Annotated in this window: 14 protein-coding genes; 10 read left to right on the top strand and 4 right to left on the bottom strand. The window is 61.9% G+C overall.

Features of this window, described 5'->3' with window-relative positions:
* The first annotated feature begins 19 nt into the window (after positions 1–19).
* The 3 genes from NKH73_RS01055 to NKH73_RS01045 all read left to right on the top strand — a co-directional run bounded on the left by NKH73_RS01055 (position 20) and on the right by NKH73_RS01045 (position 1,866).
* Positions 20–346, top strand: a complete 327-nt coding sequence (locus NKH73_RS01055; RefSeq protein ID WP_352926826.1) for a phosphoribosyl-ATP diphosphatase — start codon at positions 20–22, stop codon at positions 344–346.
* Positions 347–370: 24 nt separating this feature from the next.
* Positions 371–1,330 carry a type I pantothenate kinase gene (gene coaA / locus NKH73_RS01050; RefSeq protein WP_352926823.1) on the top strand — a complete coding sequence of 320 codons (960 nt, stop codon included), beginning with the start codon at positions 371–373 and terminating at the stop codon, positions 1,328–1,330.
* An 86-nt stretch (positions 1,331–1,416) separates the two neighbouring features.
* Positions 1,417–1,866 (top strand): GtrA family protein, encoded by a 450-nt coding sequence (locus NKH73_RS01045; protein WP_352926820.1) that lies wholly within the window; start codon positions 1,417–1,419, stop codon positions 1,864–1,866.
* Positions 1,867–1,902: 36 nt separating this feature from the next.
* Here the strand turns inward: NKH73_RS01045 and NKH73_RS01040 are convergent, their stop codons facing one another.
* From NKH73_RS01040 to NKH73_RS01025, 4 genes are all read right to left on the bottom strand, one after another.
* A complete protein-coding gene (locus NKH73_RS01040) occupies positions 1,903–2,547 on the bottom strand; it encodes an alpha-ketoglutarate-dependent dioxygenase AlkB family protein (RefSeq protein ID WP_352926818.1) in 645 nt (214 codons plus the stop codon).
* A 120-nt stretch (positions 2,548–2,667) separates the two neighbouring features.
* Positions 2,668–3,147 (bottom strand): peptidoglycan-binding protein LysM, encoded by a 480-nt coding sequence (gene lysM, locus NKH73_RS01035; RefSeq protein ID WP_352926815.1) that lies wholly within the window; start codon positions 3,145–3,147, stop codon positions 2,668–2,670.
* Between the two features lie 115 nt (positions 3,148–3,262).
* Positions 3,263–3,700, bottom strand: coding sequence for an alternative ribosome rescue aminoacyl-tRNA hydrolase ArfB (gene arfB / locus NKH73_RS01030; RefSeq protein ID WP_352926812.1), 438 nt, complete (start codon positions 3,698–3,700; stop codon positions 3,263–3,265).
* A gap of 108 nt (positions 3,701–3,808) precedes the next feature.
* On the bottom strand, positions 3,809–5,419 hold the full coding sequence (locus NKH73_RS01025) for a phosphoenolpyruvate carboxykinase (RefSeq protein ID WP_352926811.1): 1,611 nt from the start codon (positions 5,417–5,419) through the stop codon (positions 3,809–3,811).
* Positions 5,420–5,758: 339 nt separating this feature from the next.
* Here NKH73_RS01025 and NKH73_RS01020 point away from each other — a divergent pair, with 339 nt between their 5' ends.
* From NKH73_RS01020 to NKH73_RS00990, 7 genes are all read left to right on the top strand, one after another.
* Positions 5,759–6,460 (top strand): response regulator transcription factor, encoded by a 702-nt coding sequence (locus NKH73_RS01020; protein ID WP_352926808.1) that lies wholly within the window; start codon positions 5,759–5,761, stop codon positions 6,458–6,460.
* 113 nt (positions 6,461–6,573) lie between these two features.
* Complete coding sequence (locus tag NKH73_RS01015; RefSeq protein ID WP_352926805.1) at positions 6,574–8,355, top strand: sensor histidine kinase; 1,782 nt, start codon at positions 6,574–6,576, stop codon at positions 8,353–8,355.
* Between the two features lie 155 nt (positions 8,356–8,510).
* Positions 8,511–8,972, top strand: a complete 462-nt coding sequence (locus NKH73_RS01010; protein ID WP_352926803.1) for an HPr kinase/phosphorylase — start codon at positions 8,511–8,513, stop codon at positions 8,970–8,972.
* Between the two features lie 164 nt (positions 8,973–9,136).
* Entirely contained in the window at positions 9,137–9,538 is a 402-nt protein-coding gene (locus NKH73_RS01005) for a PTS sugar transporter subunit IIA (protein WP_029347440.1), read from the top strand.
* Complete coding sequence (locus NKH73_RS01000) at positions 9,535–9,831, top strand: HPr family phosphocarrier protein (protein ID WP_352926798.1); 297 nt, start codon at positions 9,535–9,537, stop codon at positions 9,829–9,831. The genes NKH73_RS01005 and NKH73_RS01000 overlap by 4 nt, the downstream gene beginning before the upstream one ends.
* A 197-nt stretch (positions 9,832–10,028) precedes the next feature.
* The gene (gene ahcY, locus NKH73_RS00995; RefSeq protein WP_352926795.1) at positions 10,029–11,429 is read left to right on the top strand and encodes an adenosylhomocysteinase; all 1,401 of its coding nucleotides are present in this window, start codon (positions 10,029–10,031) and stop codon (positions 11,427–11,429) included.
* A gap of 188 nt (positions 11,430–11,617) precedes the next feature.
* The gene (locus NKH73_RS00990; RefSeq protein ID WP_352926793.1) at positions 11,618–14,182 is read left to right on the top strand and encodes a sensor histidine kinase; all 2,565 of its coding nucleotides are present in this window, start codon (positions 11,618–11,620) and stop codon (positions 14,180–14,182) included.
* Positions 14,183–14,184 lie beyond the last annotated feature (2 nt).

The raw sequence follows: 14,184 nt of genomic DNA, 5'->3' as shown, positions 1-14,184 counted from the left end.
CAAGAAGATAGATGGCGCCATGGCTGAATTTTCGCTCTCCGATCTGGAGACAATCATCAGGGAACGCGCGCATTCCGGCGATGCTGATTCGTGGACGGCGAAGCTGTTCGCGCGAGGCATCGACAAGGCGGCACAGAAGCTCGGCGAAGAGGCGGTCGAAACGGTGATCGCAGCCGTTGGCGGGGACAGGCGGGCCCTCGTTTCGGAAAGCGCCGATCTCATCTATCATTGGCTGGTCGTTCTGGGTGTCGCCGGCATTCCGCTTGCCGATGTCCTGACCGAACTCGAGCGCCGCACCAGTCGTTCGGGCATCGCCGAAAAGGCGTCTCGGCTGGACCGGGGCTGATCGCTGCGGAGGCTAGGAAACTCGATGGACCAACTCGCCCCCACCGAGAAGTATTCGCCCTTTCGTTTTTTCTCGGCGGAGCAATGGTCGCAGTTCCGCGCCGACACGCCGATGACGCTGGGCGAGGACGAGATCCATCGCCTGCGCTCGCTCAACGATCCGGTCGACCTCGAAGAGGTCAAGCGCATCTATCTTTCGCTGTCGCGGCTCTTGTCGGCCCATGTCGAGGCCAGCCAACTGCTGTTCAGGCAGCGCCAGGCCTTCTTCAACGCGGTGGATATCGTCAAAACGCCCTTCATCATCGGCATTGCCGGCTCTGTCGCGGTCGGCAAATCGACCACCGCGCGCGTGCTCAAGGAATTGCTGGCGCGCTGGCCGTCGAGTCCCAAGGTCGATCTGATCACCACCGACGGCTTCCTGCTTCCCAACGAAATCCTGCGCCGCAACAATCTGATGGAACGCAAGGGCTTTCCCGACAGCTATGATGTCGGCGCCCTGCTGCGTTTCCTTTCGGGCATAAAATCGGCGCAGCGCAATGTCCGCGCGCCTGTTTATTCGCATCTGACCTACGACGTCATTCCCGGCGAGTTCCAGACCATCGACCGGCCGGACATATTGATCTTCGAAGGCATCAATGTCCTTCAGCCCGGCAAGCTGCCGAAGGACGGCAAGATCGTGCCTTTCCTGTCGGATTTCTTCGACTTCGCCATCTATATCGATGCCGAAGAGGCCCTGATCCATCACTGGTACATCGCCCGCTTCATGCGGCTGCGCGAAACCGCCTTCCGCGACCCGGCCTCCTTCTTCCACCGCTATTCGCAGCTTTCCGAGGACTCGGCCCGCGCCATTGCCGAGGGCCTATGGGCCAACATCAATCTGAAGAACTTGCGCGAGAACATCCTGCCGACCAGGGCCCGGGCCGATCTCATCCTGCGCAAGGGCGCCAATCATCTGGTCGAGGAGGTGGCGCTCAGGAAGCTGTAACGAAGCGGTTAACGGCGCCTTAGGCAGTATCCGCTATCGTTCGGTTGCCAATCCCAGAGCATTGTCGGGAGCGGCCGGTGATCATCATGCCTGCATTGCGCCTGCCCGACATTTCCGCCTGGTGCAGCACACTCGCCCCGCGCCGGCTTCTCAAATTCGCCTCGGTGGGGCTTGCGGCCACAGTCCTCTATGCGCTTTGTGCCGGCCTTTTCGCCAGCGCCGGGTCAAGATACGTGTCACCGGCCCTGGCCTCCGTCGCCGCCTACGCGATTGCGGCCACATTCTCCTATCTCGGCCACAAGTTCTTCACGTTCATGTCGGCCGGCTCGCATCAATTCGAAGCGCCGCGCTTCGCTGTGCTGACCGGATTCGGTCTTGCCGCCGCCTATCTCCTTCCAATGCTCCTCGTCGGACAACTCGGCCTGCCTGTCGCAATTCCTATACTGCTCACCTGCATCCTCATTCCCGTCGTCAACTTTGTCGTTCTCGACCGCTGGATCTTTTCCGGCCGTTCAGCGGCGGGCCTCGACCGGTGACCCAAAAACGGATGCCGGTTTGGCAAAATCCGATGTTTAACCAAAGGCTTGAAGGTCCGCCTCCTGGCCAGGATATGTCACCCGCCGCAGCGTCAGATTGATTCGCCCGCCGCTCCTGAGCAACGCCGATGTCGACGGATAGATGCGGTCGACCCCGTGGAAACAGAGGCGGCCTTCGCCCCCGAGCACGACGACGTCGCCGCTTTTCAGCCTGAACGATTTTGTGCCGCCGTCGCGCGTGCTTTGGCCGACCCTGAACAGACAATCGTCGCCCAGTGAGACGGAGACGACCGGCGCGGAGAAATCCTCCTCGTCGCGGTCCTGATGAAGGCCCATCTTCGCGTCCGGCGAATAGAAATTGACCAGGCATGCTTCCGGGGGATGCGGATAGGCAGACACGTCCCGCCACAGCTCAAGCAGCACGTCGGGGATCGACGGCCAGGGCATTCCGGTGATCGGGTGCGTCGGCTGGTAGCGATAGCCGTGCTGCGTGTCGGTGACCCAACCGAGCGAACCGCAGTTGGTCATGCGCACGCTCATTTCCTTGCCGGTGCGCGGCATGGTCGGCACGAACAACGGCGCCTCCTGCACGACCCGTCTCACCTCCTCGACCAGCGCCTCCTGCACCGCGCGGGACAGATAGCCGGGCATGTGGCGGACGCCTTTGGGCAGAACGAGCATGGTCGCTTGGTCCGTTGGTCTGAAACAACCAGAATGCCACCATCAAATGAAAACGGCGACCCGAAAGCCGCCGTTGTCGGTTTGGCAGTCGCCGATCTGGTCAGGCCTGCCCCGATCTGATCAGGCCTGATCGAGATCCGGTATGCGCAGGACCTGCCCAGGATAGATCTTGTCCGGGTGAGTCAGCATCGGCTTGTTGGCCTCGAAAATGATCGAGTTCTTTGCACCCTTGCCCTTGCCGTAGCTCTTTTCGGCGATCTTCCAGAGGTTGTCGCCCTTCTTGACCGTATAAAAGGTCGGTTCCTTGGCCGCGGTTGCGGGCGCGCCGGATTCAGGTGTGGCGACCTGCAACTCGTCCGCTTGCACCTTGGAGACGCCGAGCGTGTTGCCGACGGCGACGACCGCCTTTTCGAAGATCGATTGATCCTTGACCACGCCTTTCAGGACGGCCGTATCGCCCTTGACGACGACTTCCACATTGTCGGTGCCGAGCGCGTGCGAATCGAGCTCCTTCTTGAGCGTATCGGCGGTCGGCTCCGGCTCATCGTCGCCGATGCCGAGCTTCTTGCCGACACCCTTGACGAAATCGAATATGCCCATCTGTGGTCTCCCTTGCTGTGACGAATAGCGAACTTGCCATTTGCAACCTTGAATTGGAAGCCGTCTCGACCGCTGGATCGATGTCGCGCCTGCCGCATCGTGGACGCACGTCGCTCTAGTCGTCGTCCACCCGGCCGCGCAGCTTCTTGATTGTGCCGCGCCCAGCCTTGGTCTTCAGCCGCCTTTCTACCGCGCCTTTCGACGGCCGCGTCTTCTTGCGCGGCGGTGGTGGTGGTTCGGCGGCCTTGGCGACCAGTGCCGTAAGCCGCGCCCGCGCATCCGCCCGGTTCTGCTCTTGGGTGCGGAAACGTCCGGCCTCGATGACGATGACGCCGTCCTTGGTGGCGCGCTGGCCGGCCAGCTTTATGGTTCGCTCGCGCACGCGTTCAGACAGGCCCGGCGCATTCGCCGCATCAAAGCGCAATTGCACCGCCGTCGCCACCTTGTTGACGTTCTGGCCGCCAGGGCCGGACGAGCGGATGAAGTCCTCATGCAGGTCATCCGGATGAATCACCGCACCGTCGGCAATGATGATCTTGTCGTCAGCGTTCATGCCCCAGTCATGGCGCGGTGGACGAAAAAAGGAAAGGCCCGATCCCCCTGGGTCGGGCCTTTCACGATCCCCGATCGGGCCTTGAGATGCAAGGTATTAAACCCGCGATTATTCCGCGGCTTCGCGCATGCGCGGCGCGGCGCCGAGTACGACGGCGTCGACATGAGGTTCGAATTTTTCGAAGTTGACGGCGAACATGCCGACCAGCCTCGCCGCCTGCAGGTCATAGGCTGATGTGTCGGCCCAGGTCGATCTCGGATCGAGAATGGCGCGGTCGATGCCCGCAACCGCCACCGGCACATCGAAGCCAAAATTGGCGTCGGTCCGGAAATCGGCGCCTTTCAGCGAGCCGTCGAGCGCCGCCGCAAGCAGCGCCCGCGTCGCCTTGATCGGCATCCGCTTGCCGGTGCCGTATGCGCCGCCGGTCCAGCCGGTGTTGACCAGCCAGCAATCGACGCCGTGATGGTCGATCAGCTCGCGCAGCAGATTGCCGTATTCCGACGGATGGCGCGGCATGAACGGCGCGCCGAAACAGGTCGAAAACGTCGCTTCGGGGTCCGTGACGCCCTTTTCCGTCCCTGCTACCTTGGCGGTGTAGCCGGAGAGGAAATGATACATCGCCTGTGCCGGGGTGAGCCGTGCGATCGGCGGCATCACGCCGAATGCGTCGGCGGTCAGCATGATGATGTTTTTCGGGTGACCGGCGCGGCCCGTTTTGCTGGCGTTGGGGATGAAATGGAGCGGATAGGCGCAGCGCGTGTTTTCAGTGAGGCTGCCGTCGTCGAAGTCCGGTACGCGGCCGGCGTCGAGCACCACATTCTCCAGCACCGTGCCGAAGCGTTGGGTGGTGGCGAAGATCTCCGGCTCGGCTTCGGCCGAAAGCTTGATCGTCTTGGCATAGCAGCCGCCTTCGAAATTGAAGATGCCTTGCGGACCCCAGCCGTGCTCGTCGTCGCCGACCAGGGTGCGCGACGGATCGGCCGACAGCGTCGTCTTGCCGGTTCCCGAGAGACCGAAGAAGATCGCCGTATCGCCGCCGGCGCTCTCATTGGCCGAGCAATGCATCGGCATCACGCCCTTCGCCGGCAACAGATAGTTGAGTACGGTGAACACCGACTTCTTCATTTCGCCGGCATAGGAGGTGCCGCCGATCAGCACGATCATGCGCGAGAGATCGACGGCGATCACCGTTTCGGTGCGGGTGCCGTGGCGGACCGGATCGGCGCGGAACGACGGCAGGTCGATGATCGTCATGTCGGGCACGAAATGCTCGAGCTCGGCGGCTTCCGGACGAATGAGCAGATTGCGGATGAACAAGGAGTGCCAGGCAAGCTCCGTGACGACCCTGGTCGTCAGCCTCAAATCGTCATCGGCGCCGCCGACCAGATCCTGCACATAGAGGTCCTTGTCAGCCGCATGGGCGCGAAAATCGGCGAGCAGCGCGTCGAACTGGGTCGGCGAAATCGCCTTGTTGTTGTCCCACCACACATGCGGCCCGGTGGTCTCGTCGCGCACGACGAACTTGTCCTTGGGCGAGCGGCCGGTGTGCTGTCCGGTCTCGGCGACGAGCGCGCCATGCGCGGTGAGCCGGGCCTCGCCGCGGCGGATCGCTTCTTCGTAAAGGACGGCCTCGCCGAAATTATAGCGCACCGCGCCTGTGGTCTTCAGGCCGATCCGATCGATCGCCCATGCGGGATTGCATTTGCCGGCTTCCGACATGAGGGTTCCTTCTTGATTGCAGCATTCTGGCCGGCGAATTTCCGGAGCCCCACGAGGAGACTGTAAGCGTCAGAACCAGAAAAGCCAAATGATATCAAACAATTAATCGATTTAAATATTTTGAAAGTTGTTTAAATCGTTTATATGTGCAAAAAAACAGGCGGTTGCCCAAAGGATTGGCGGTCTTTATCAGTCCAATCGATATCGAGGTGAGATTGTGGCCGCCGGCATGCCGCTCGTGACAGCGGACGAAGCCTATGCCACATTTTGTACCTAATTTGTCCTGCAAAAGCCCCTTCTCGACCAAAGAAGGGACAGCTCATGAGGGAGCCACTTGAAATGGCAACAATCGCGCTTGTCGATGACGATCGCAACATTCTGACTTCGGTGTCGATCGCCCTTGAATCGGAGGGGTATCGCGTCGAAACCTACACGGATGGGGCATCGGCGCTGGAAGGCCTGGCGGCTCGCCCGCCGAATCTCGCCATCCTCGACATCAAGATGCCGCGCATGGACGGCATGGAACTGCTGCGCCGGATGCGGCAGAAATCCGATCTGCCGGTGATCTTCCTGACGTCCAAGGACGACGAGATCGACGAGCTTTTCGGCCTCAAGATGGGCGCCGACGATTTCATCCGCAAACCCTTCTCGCAGCGTCTTCTGGTCGAGCGGGTCCGTGCGGTGCTGCGCCGTGCCAGTTCCCGCGAGGCGTCGGCCAAGACGCCAAACCAGCAGGCCCGTTCGCTTGAGCGCGGCCAGCTTGTCATGGACCAGGAGCGCCACACCTGCACCTGGAAGGGCGAGCCGGTAACGCTTACCGTCACCGAGTTCCTGATCCTGCATTCTCTGGCCCAGCGTCCCGGTGTGGTAAAAAGCCGTGATGCGCTTATGGATTCGGCCTATGATGAGCAGGTCTATGTCGATGACCGCACCATCGACAGTCACATCAAGCGGCTTCGCAAGAAGTTCAAGGCCGTCGATGATGACTTCGAGATGATCGAAACCCTTTACGGAGTCGGATACCGGTTCCGCGAAGCGTGAGACAGTGAATAGTGAATGGTGAATAGTGCGCGGGTCCTTTATGGATCTGGTCTATCTTAGGCCCCCTTTTTCCATTCACCATTTACCATTCACCAGACAGGGGCTGCTATTCGATGGCAGTGGACGTAGAGCGAGTGAGACGGACGGGCGCGCGGCGCCCGTCGCGGATTCTGCCCGCATTCCTGTCCAGGATTACGGTGCCGATGCGCCGCTTCCTCGGCCACCATATCTTTTCCAGCCTGACGCGGCGCATTCTCTTCCTCAACCTCGCCGGCCTGGCCGTCCTGGTCACCGGCATTCTCTATCTCAACACGTTCCGCGACGGGCTGATCGACGCCCGCGTCGAGAGCCTGATGACCCAGGGCGAGATCATTGCCGGCGCGATTGCGGCGTCGGCGACAGTCGAGACCGATTCGATCAGCATCGATCCGGAAAAACTGCTGGAACTGCAGGCCGGCGAAAGCTTGGGACCCGGCTCCGATCAGCTCGACAATCTGGATTTCCCGATCAATCCGGAGCGCGTCGCGCCGGTGCTCAGGCGGTTGATTTCGCCGACGCGGACGCGCGCCCGCATCTATGACCGCGACGCCAATCTGCTGCTCGATTCCCGTCATCTCTATTCGCGCGGCCAGATCCTTCGCTACGACCTGCCGCCAGTCGACGCTGAGGAGCCCGATCTCCTGGAGCGTATCCAGAAGTTCGTCTTCGACTTCTTCCGCAACACCGCTCTGCCGGTCTATCGTGAACAGCCGGGCGGCAATGGCGCTGCATTTCCGGAGGTGGTCAAGGCGCTTACCGGCAGCCCGTCGACCATCGTGCGGATATCAGAACAGGGCGAGCAGATCGTTTCGGTCGCCGTGCCGATCCAGCGCTTCCGCGCCGTCCTCGGCGTGCTGATGCTGTCGACGGAAGGCGGCGACATCGACAAGATCGTCGCGGCCGAGCGCAAGGCCATCCTGCGTGTCTTCGGCATTGCCGCCCTTGTCACCGCAATCCTATCGATGCTGCTCGCCTCGACCATCGCCAACCCGCTGCGCCGGCTGTCGGCGGCGGCGGTCAGGGTGCGGCGCGGCGTCAAGAACCGCGAGGAAATCCCTGATTTCTCGGACCGGCAGGACGAGATCGGCAATCTGTCGATCGCCGTGCGTGACATGACCAATGCGCTCTACGCCCGCATCGAGGCGATCGAAAGTTTCGCAGCCGACGTCTCCCACGAGTTGAAGAACCCGCTGACCTCGCTACGCAGCGCTGTAGAGACCCTGCCGCTGGCCAAGAACGACAATTCGCGCAGCCGGCTGATGGATATCATCCAGCACGACGTCAGGCGGCTGGACCGCCTTATCACCGACATTTCCGATGCTTCCCGTCTTGACGCCGAGCTCGCGCGGGAAGACGCAGGAACGGTAGACCTCAAGAAATTCGTCACTGATCTGGTCGACGTTTCGCGCACGGCCACGCGCAACAAGAAGACGGTCGAGATCGAGTTCAAGGTCGCCAAGCCGCCACAGGGCGTCAAAGGCTACTTCGTCGCCGGCCATGATCTGAGGATCGGCCAGGTCATCACCAATCTGATCGAGAATGCCCGCTCCTTCGTTCCTGAAGAGCGCGGCCACATCACTATCTCGCTGGCGCGCGTCGGCAAGTTCAACATCATCACCGTTGACGACAACGGTCCCGGTATAAGGGCCGACAACATCGACCGGATCTTCGAACGCTTCTACACCGACCGGCCGGCCGGCGAGGCATTCGGCCAGAATTCCGGCCTTGGCCTGTCGATCAGCAGGCAGATCGTCGAAGCCCATGGCGGCACGCTGACCGCCGAGAACATCCCGGGCACCAAACCCGGCGAGATCAAGGGTGCGCGCTTCGTCGTGACACTGCCGGCGGAAGACTAAGCATGGTCCCGAAAACTGGGAACCGGTTTTCCGACAAGATCATACCTCAACCAAAAGGCATGGTCCCGAAAAGTGGGAACCGGTTTTCGGACAAGATCATGCCTCAACCAAAAGGCATAGTCCCGAAAAGTGGGAACCGGTTTTCGGACAAGATCATGCCTCAACCAATTGTGCAGGCTGAGAACATTCACGGCACGGCGATCCTGATCGGCGAGCGTGGCGTCCTCATCACGGGAGCGTCCGGCTCGGGCAAGACGACGCTGGCGCTCGCCCTCATCGATCATTGTCGCCAGCATGGATTGTTTTCACGGCTGATCGGCGACGACAGGCTGCTCGCTGCCGATCACGCGGGGCGGCTTGTCTGCAAGGTGCCCACTACCATCGCCGGCCTCGCCGAGGTGCCTGGATTCGGTCCGCGGCCATTGTCGTTCGAGCCCGGCGGCGTGATCGATCTTCATGTCCGGTTGGTGCCGGCAAGCGAGATGGCCCGCTTCCAGGAAGATGTCAGCGAGCCCGTCGCCGGCGTGCTGGTGCCTCGAATTGATCTCGCCGAACGCAACGTTCCCGTCGCCTTGCTGGCCATGACAGCGCGGCTGTCGATCGCGCCGTTTTTATGATCCGGTTCCGGTTTTTTGCTGCAATGCGTCAAAATGGCCTAGGCCTATGCAATTTTGGACTTGTCAACGCGTCCCGCGTCGACAAGATAGCGCTCCCGCCGCCTGGAATGGCCGGCGAGCACGAAATACGCCTATAATGCGGCGATGACGGGAGCCACCAAAGAATGATCGGACTCGTGCTTGTAACGCACGGTCAACTGGCCGCCGAATTCCGCCATGCCGTGGAACATGTCGTCGGGCCACAAGACAGTTTCGAGACCGTGGCGATCGGTGCCGATGACGATATGGAGCAGCGCCGCAGCGACATCGTCGACGCCGTTGCCCGTGTCGACACCGGGGCGGGCGTCATCGTGTTGACCGACATGTTCGGCGGCACGCCCTCCAATCTCGCCATATCGGTGATGGAATCGGGTCGAACCGAGGTCATTGCCGGCATGAACCTGCCGATGTTGATCAAGCTGTCCAGCATTCGCAAGGGCGACAATATGAGCGCAGCGCTGGACGAGGCGCAGGCAGCCGGCCGTAAGTACATCAATGTCGCCAGCCAGCTTCTGAGCAGCAAATGAACGCGTTGTCGACCAAGAAGGGTGACATCGTCCGGGAGTTTCCAATCGTCAACCAGCGCGGGTTGCATGCCCGCGCCTCGGCGAAGTTCGTTCAGGTCGCCAGCGGCTTCGACGCCTCCGTCGAGGTCGAGAAGGACGGCGTCAAGGTCGGCGGCACCTCGATCATGGGCCTGATGATGCTGGCGGCGAGCCCCGGCTATTCGATCCGCGTCACCGCCAGCGGCCCGGAGGCCGAGCAGGTGATCGACGCGCTCGAGAAACTGGTCGCTTCCCGCTTCGGCGAGGAAGCCTGACAGCTGGAGCTGCCGCGCCCCTTTGGACGCTAGCACTTTCGGGTCGATGCGCCTCTGAAGACATGCACGGATAAAGATTTCTTTATATCCCATTGTCGTCCGAGCGGCGATCTGCTAGTCAGGCCGGCAACTCGCGCCCTTCGACACGCCTTTGGCGCGGGCGCATCCCGAAGACAATTCTTGATCGGAGCACTGCCATGACGGGTAGCAAAGACTATTTGGTCGCCGACATCTCGCTTGCCGACTGGGGCCGCAAGGAGATCGAGATCGCCGAAACCGAAATGCCGGGCCTGATGGCCTGCCGCGAGGAATTCGGCAAGGCACAGCCGCTCAAGGGCGCGCGCATCACCGGCTCGCTGCACATGACCATCCAGACCGCGGTGCTGATTGAAACGCTGAAGGCGCTCGGTGCCGACATCCGCTGGGCCTCCTGCAACATCTTCTCGACCCAGGACCATGCGGCCGCGGCCATCGCCGAGGCCGGCATTCCGGTCTTCGCCGTCAAGGGCGAGACACTCGAGGACTACTGGGTCTACACCGACAAGATCTTCCAGTGGGCCGATGGCGGCACTTCCAACATGATCCTCGACGACGGCGGCGACGCCACCATGTACATCCTGATCGGCGCGCGTGCCGAAGCCGGCGAGGATGTGCTCTCCAATCCGGGCAGCGAGGAGGAAGAAATCCTGTTTGCCCAGATCAAGAAGCGCATGGCGGCTTCACCGGGGTTCTTCATCAAGCAGAAGGAAGCGATCCGCGGCGTCACCGAAGAGACGACGACCGGCGTCAACCGGCTCTATCAGCTGCAGAAGAAGGGCCTGCTGCCGTTCCCGGCGATCAACGTCAACGATAGCGTGACCAAGTCGAAATTCGACAACAAATATGGCTGCAAGGAATCGCTGGTCGACGGCATCCGCCGCGGCACCGACACGATGATGGCCGGCAAGGTCGCGGTCGTTTGCGGCTATGGCGACGTCGGCAAGGGTTCTTCCGCTTCGCTCAAGGGCGCCGGCGCCCGTGTCAAGGTGACCGAGGTCGATCCGATCTGCGCGTTGCAGGCGGCGATGGATGGTTTCGAAGTCGTCACGCTTGAGGATGCAGCACCGACGGCCGACATCATCATCACCACCACCGGCAACAAGGATGTCGTCACCATCGACCACATGCGGGCGATGAAGGACATGGTAATCGTCGGCAATATCGGTCACTTCGACAACGAGATCCAGGTGGCGTCGCTGCGCAATCTGAAGTGGACCAACATCAAGCCTCAGGTCGACATGATCACCTTCCCGGACGGCAAACGGATGATCCTGTTGTCCGAAGGCCGCCTGCTCAATCTCGGCAACGCCACCGGCCATCCGAGCTTCGTCATGTCTGCGTCCTTCACCAATCAGGTGCTGGCGCAGATCGAGCTCTACACCAAGCCCGGCCAGTACGAGAACCAGGTCTATGTCCTGCCCAAGCATCTCGATGAAAAGGTCGCGCGCCTGCATCTCGACAAGCTCGGCGCCCGGCTCACCGAACTGTCCGGCGAGCAGGCCGCCTATATCGGCGTGACCCCGCAGGGACCGTTCAAGCCGGAACACTACCGCTATTAACCACGGCGGAAATTACTACTAGATATTGATGCCGGGCGATTGACTTTTCGCCCGGCTTTATTTTTGCGCTGAATGATTCTTCACGCCGATTCGCGCAAGCGCTATGGTGCTGATTCGCGGGTTCGGGGACGAGGGCCGACGCCCGCATTAGGGCGGTCTTGCATTCAGGCGGCGAAGAGGACCAGGACATGCCGGGGGATTACCCGCCTTGCGCGGGACAGGCCGTTTCCGGCGGCCGCAACGATTCAGGTGCCACCGGTTCCGCTGCCAGAGGCGGGAGCCCTCTATGGCGCGCTGGCACTCGCATCGGGAAATTGCTTGCTTCGTCCGCGCTCGCCGGTCCGCTGTTCGGCTTGGCGGCACATGCTGAAACCGTTGCTGCGCAAAAAGCCGGGTTTTCGGTGAGCACGGTTGAGGTCATGCAACTGGCCATGTTTGTCGGTGTCATGGGCGCGGCACTTGTCTCGGCTATTTTCCTGATCCGCGAAAGAGCGCGCACCGCCGCTCAGAACGTCGAACTCAGAGCCCGTTTGGCCGACGTCAACGCTGCGCTGCGGCGCTCCGAGGCGTTGCTCAATCTGCGTGACCAGCGTGTTATCGTATGGGCCTCGGAAAACAAGAAGCCCGAGCTCGTCGGGACACTGCCGGTCGAGAGCGGCGCCCCGGAAGACCGTGCCGCCTTCCTCGCCTTCGGCCGTTGGCTGATGCCGCGCTCGGCGGCGGCGCTCGAACATGCCGTGACTGGACTGCGGGACAAAGCGAAGTCATTCGATCTCGTCATCGAATCGCAGATTGGTGCGCCGCTCGAAGTGCACGGGCGCAAGAGCGCAGCACACGTGCTTGTACGCTTCGTCTCGCTTTCTGAAACGCAGCGAAGCGAGGCCAGGCTGAGGATCGAGAACCAGCGCCTCGCCGCCGACCACGATACCATGATCGGCCTGCTCGACGCGCTCGGCATGCCGTCATGGCTGCGCACGGCCGACGGGCGGCTGAAATGGGTCAACCGCGCCTATGCCAAGGCAGTCGAAGCGGAAAGCGCCGAGGCGGCAGTCCGCGACGCGAAGGAATTCCTCGGCGGCCAGGCACGCGACGCGATCGCCGCGCAGCACAAGTCGCATCCGGTCTTCGAGCAGGCGCTTTCCACCGTCATTGAAGGCGACCGTCGCATGTTCGCGGTGACCGACTTTGCCGGCGCCGACGGTTCGGCGGGTCTTGCCTGCGACACCAGCGCCATCGAAACGATCCGTAGCGAATATGAGCGGACGGTGCGCAGCCATGCCGACACGCTCGATCAGCTCAACACCGCCGTGGCGATTTTCGATGCTGACGAAAAGCTGCGGTTCTTCAACCAGGCGTTCCAGAAACTATGGGGTCTCGACAGCGGTTTTCTGCACAGCGCTCCGGACAACGCCTTGCTGCTTGACCGGCTGCGCAGCGAAGGCAAGATCGCCGAGCAGCCCGAATGGCGGCGCTGGAAGGAGAGCCTGCTTGGCGCCTATCGCGCGGTCGAATCGCAGGAGCATTGGTGGCATCTGCCGGACGGCAAGACCATCCGTGTCGTCGCCAATCCGCAGCCCAAGGGCGGCGTCACCTGGGTGTTCGAGAACCTGACCGAAAAGATGGACTTGGAAAGCCGCTACCAAACCGCGGTGCGGGTCCAGGGCGAGACGCTCGACAATCTTGCCGAAGGCGTGGCCGTGTTCGGCCCGGACGGAAGGCTCAGATTGTCAAACCCGGCATTCGCCGCACTTTGGGGACTGGACACCGACGCCGCCAAGCCCACCGTCCACGTCTCGACGATCCGCGATCTTTGCGACCGGCGTGCCGCCGACAGTCCCTGGGGCGGGTTCGTTGCCGCCATCACCGGTTTCGACGATGAGCGCCGCGACCGCCACGGCCAGACCGAATTGAACAACGGCACCGTACTGCGCTACGCGATGATCCCGCTGCCCAACGGGCAGGTGATGATGACCTTCGTCGACGTCACCGACAGCGTCAATGTCGAGCGGGCGCTGAAGGACAAGAACGAGGCACTGGAAAAATCCGATCAGCTCAAAAACGAGTTCGTGCAGCACGTCTCCTACGAATTGCGCTCGCCGCTGACCAACATCATCGGCTTCACCGAGCTTCTCTCGCTGCCGTCGACCGGGCCGTTGAGCCAGAAGCAGCGCGAATATGTCGAGCATGTCGGCTCGTCTTCCTCGGTCCTGCTCACCATCGTCAACGACATCCTCGACCTGGCGACGGTGGATGCCGGGATCATGCAGCTCGATATCTCCGAAGTGCATGTCGACCGGACCATCGCCGCCGCCGCCGAACTTGTCGCCGACCGGCTGGAGGAGCATGCGATCAGGCTTAAGATCGACGCGGCCGCCGCGCCGAAGACCTTCCATGGTGACGAGACCCGCATCCGCCAGATTCTCTATAATCTCTTGAGCAACGCCGCCAATTATGCGCCCGAGGCGAGCACCATCACGCTCGCCTGCCGCCAGCTTGCCGAAGGCGTCGAATTCTCCGTTCATGACGATGGTCCCGGCATGCCGCCGGACCTGCTCGATTCGGTGTTCCGTCGTTTCGAACCGCGCACCAATGGCGGCCGCCGGCGCGGCGCCGGCCTCGGCCTGTCGATCGTCAAGAGCTTTGTCGAGCTGCATGGCGGCAGCGTCCGCATCGAGACCGGCAAGGACAAGGGCACCACGGTCATTTGTGCCTTTCCCGATACGCCGTCCGGCATCCGCGCGGCGGCCGAGTAGCG

It is taken from the genome of Mesorhizobium sp. M0938 (assembly GCF_040319125.1).
Lineage (GTDB): Bacteria > Pseudomonadota > Alphaproteobacteria > Rhizobiales > Rhizobiaceae > Mesorhizobium > Mesorhizobium robiniae.
This window is presented reverse-complemented; position numbering and strand designations above follow the sequence as displayed.

Excerpts from the sequence above, each read along its gene's own strand:
- lysM (WP_352926815.1), bottom strand. The coding sequence starts at position 3,147 with ATGGGCATATTCGATTTCGTCAAGGGTGTCGGCAAGAAGCTCGGCATC.
- ahcY (WP_352926795.1), top strand. The coding sequence starts at position 10,029 with ATGACGGGTAGCAAAGACTATTTGGTCGCCGACATCTCGCTTGCCGAC.
- NKH73_RS01015 (WP_352926805.1), top strand. The coding sequence starts at position 6,574 with ATGGCAGTGGACGTAGAGCGAGTGAGACGGACGGGCGCGCGGCGCCCG.
- NKH73_RS01010 (WP_352926803.1), top strand. The coding sequence starts at position 8,511 with ATGCCTCAACCAATTGTGCAGGCTGAGAACATTCACGGCACGGCGATC.
- NKH73_RS01020 (WP_352926808.1), top strand. The coding sequence starts at position 5,759 with ATGGCAACAATCGCGCTTGTCGATGACGATCGCAACATTCTGACTTCG.
- NKH73_RS01040 (WP_352926818.1), bottom strand. The coding sequence starts at position 2,547 with ATGCTCGTTCTGCCCAAAGGCGTCCGCCACATGCCCGGCTATCTGTCC.
- NKH73_RS01000 (WP_352926798.1), top strand. The coding sequence starts at position 9,535 with ATGAACGCGTTGTCGACCAAGAAGGGTGACATCGTCCGGGAGTTTCCA.
- NKH73_RS01055 (WP_352926826.1), top strand. The coding sequence starts at position 20 with ATGGCTGAATTTTCGCTCTCCGATCTGGAGACAATCATCAGGGAACGC.
- NKH73_RS01005 (WP_029347440.1), top strand. The coding sequence starts at position 9,137 with ATGATCGGACTCGTGCTTGTAACGCACGGTCAACTGGCCGCCGAATTC.
- coaA (WP_352926823.1), top strand. The coding sequence starts at position 371 with ATGGACCAACTCGCCCCCACCGAGAAGTATTCGCCCTTTCGTTTTTTC.
- NKH73_RS01045 (WP_352926820.1), top strand. The coding sequence starts at position 1,417 with ATGCCTGCATTGCGCCTGCCCGACATTTCCGCCTGGTGCAGCACACTC.
- arfB (WP_352926812.1), bottom strand. The coding sequence starts at position 3,700 with ATGAACGCTGACGACAAGATCATCATTGCCGACGGTGCGGTGATTCAT.
- NKH73_RS01025 (WP_352926811.1), bottom strand. The coding sequence starts at position 5,419 with ATGTCGGAAGCCGGCAAATGCAATCCCGCATGGGCGATCGATCGGATC.
- NKH73_RS00990 (WP_352926793.1), top strand. The coding sequence starts at position 11,618 with ATGCCGGGGGATTACCCGCCTTGCGCGGGACAGGCCGTTTCCGGCGGC.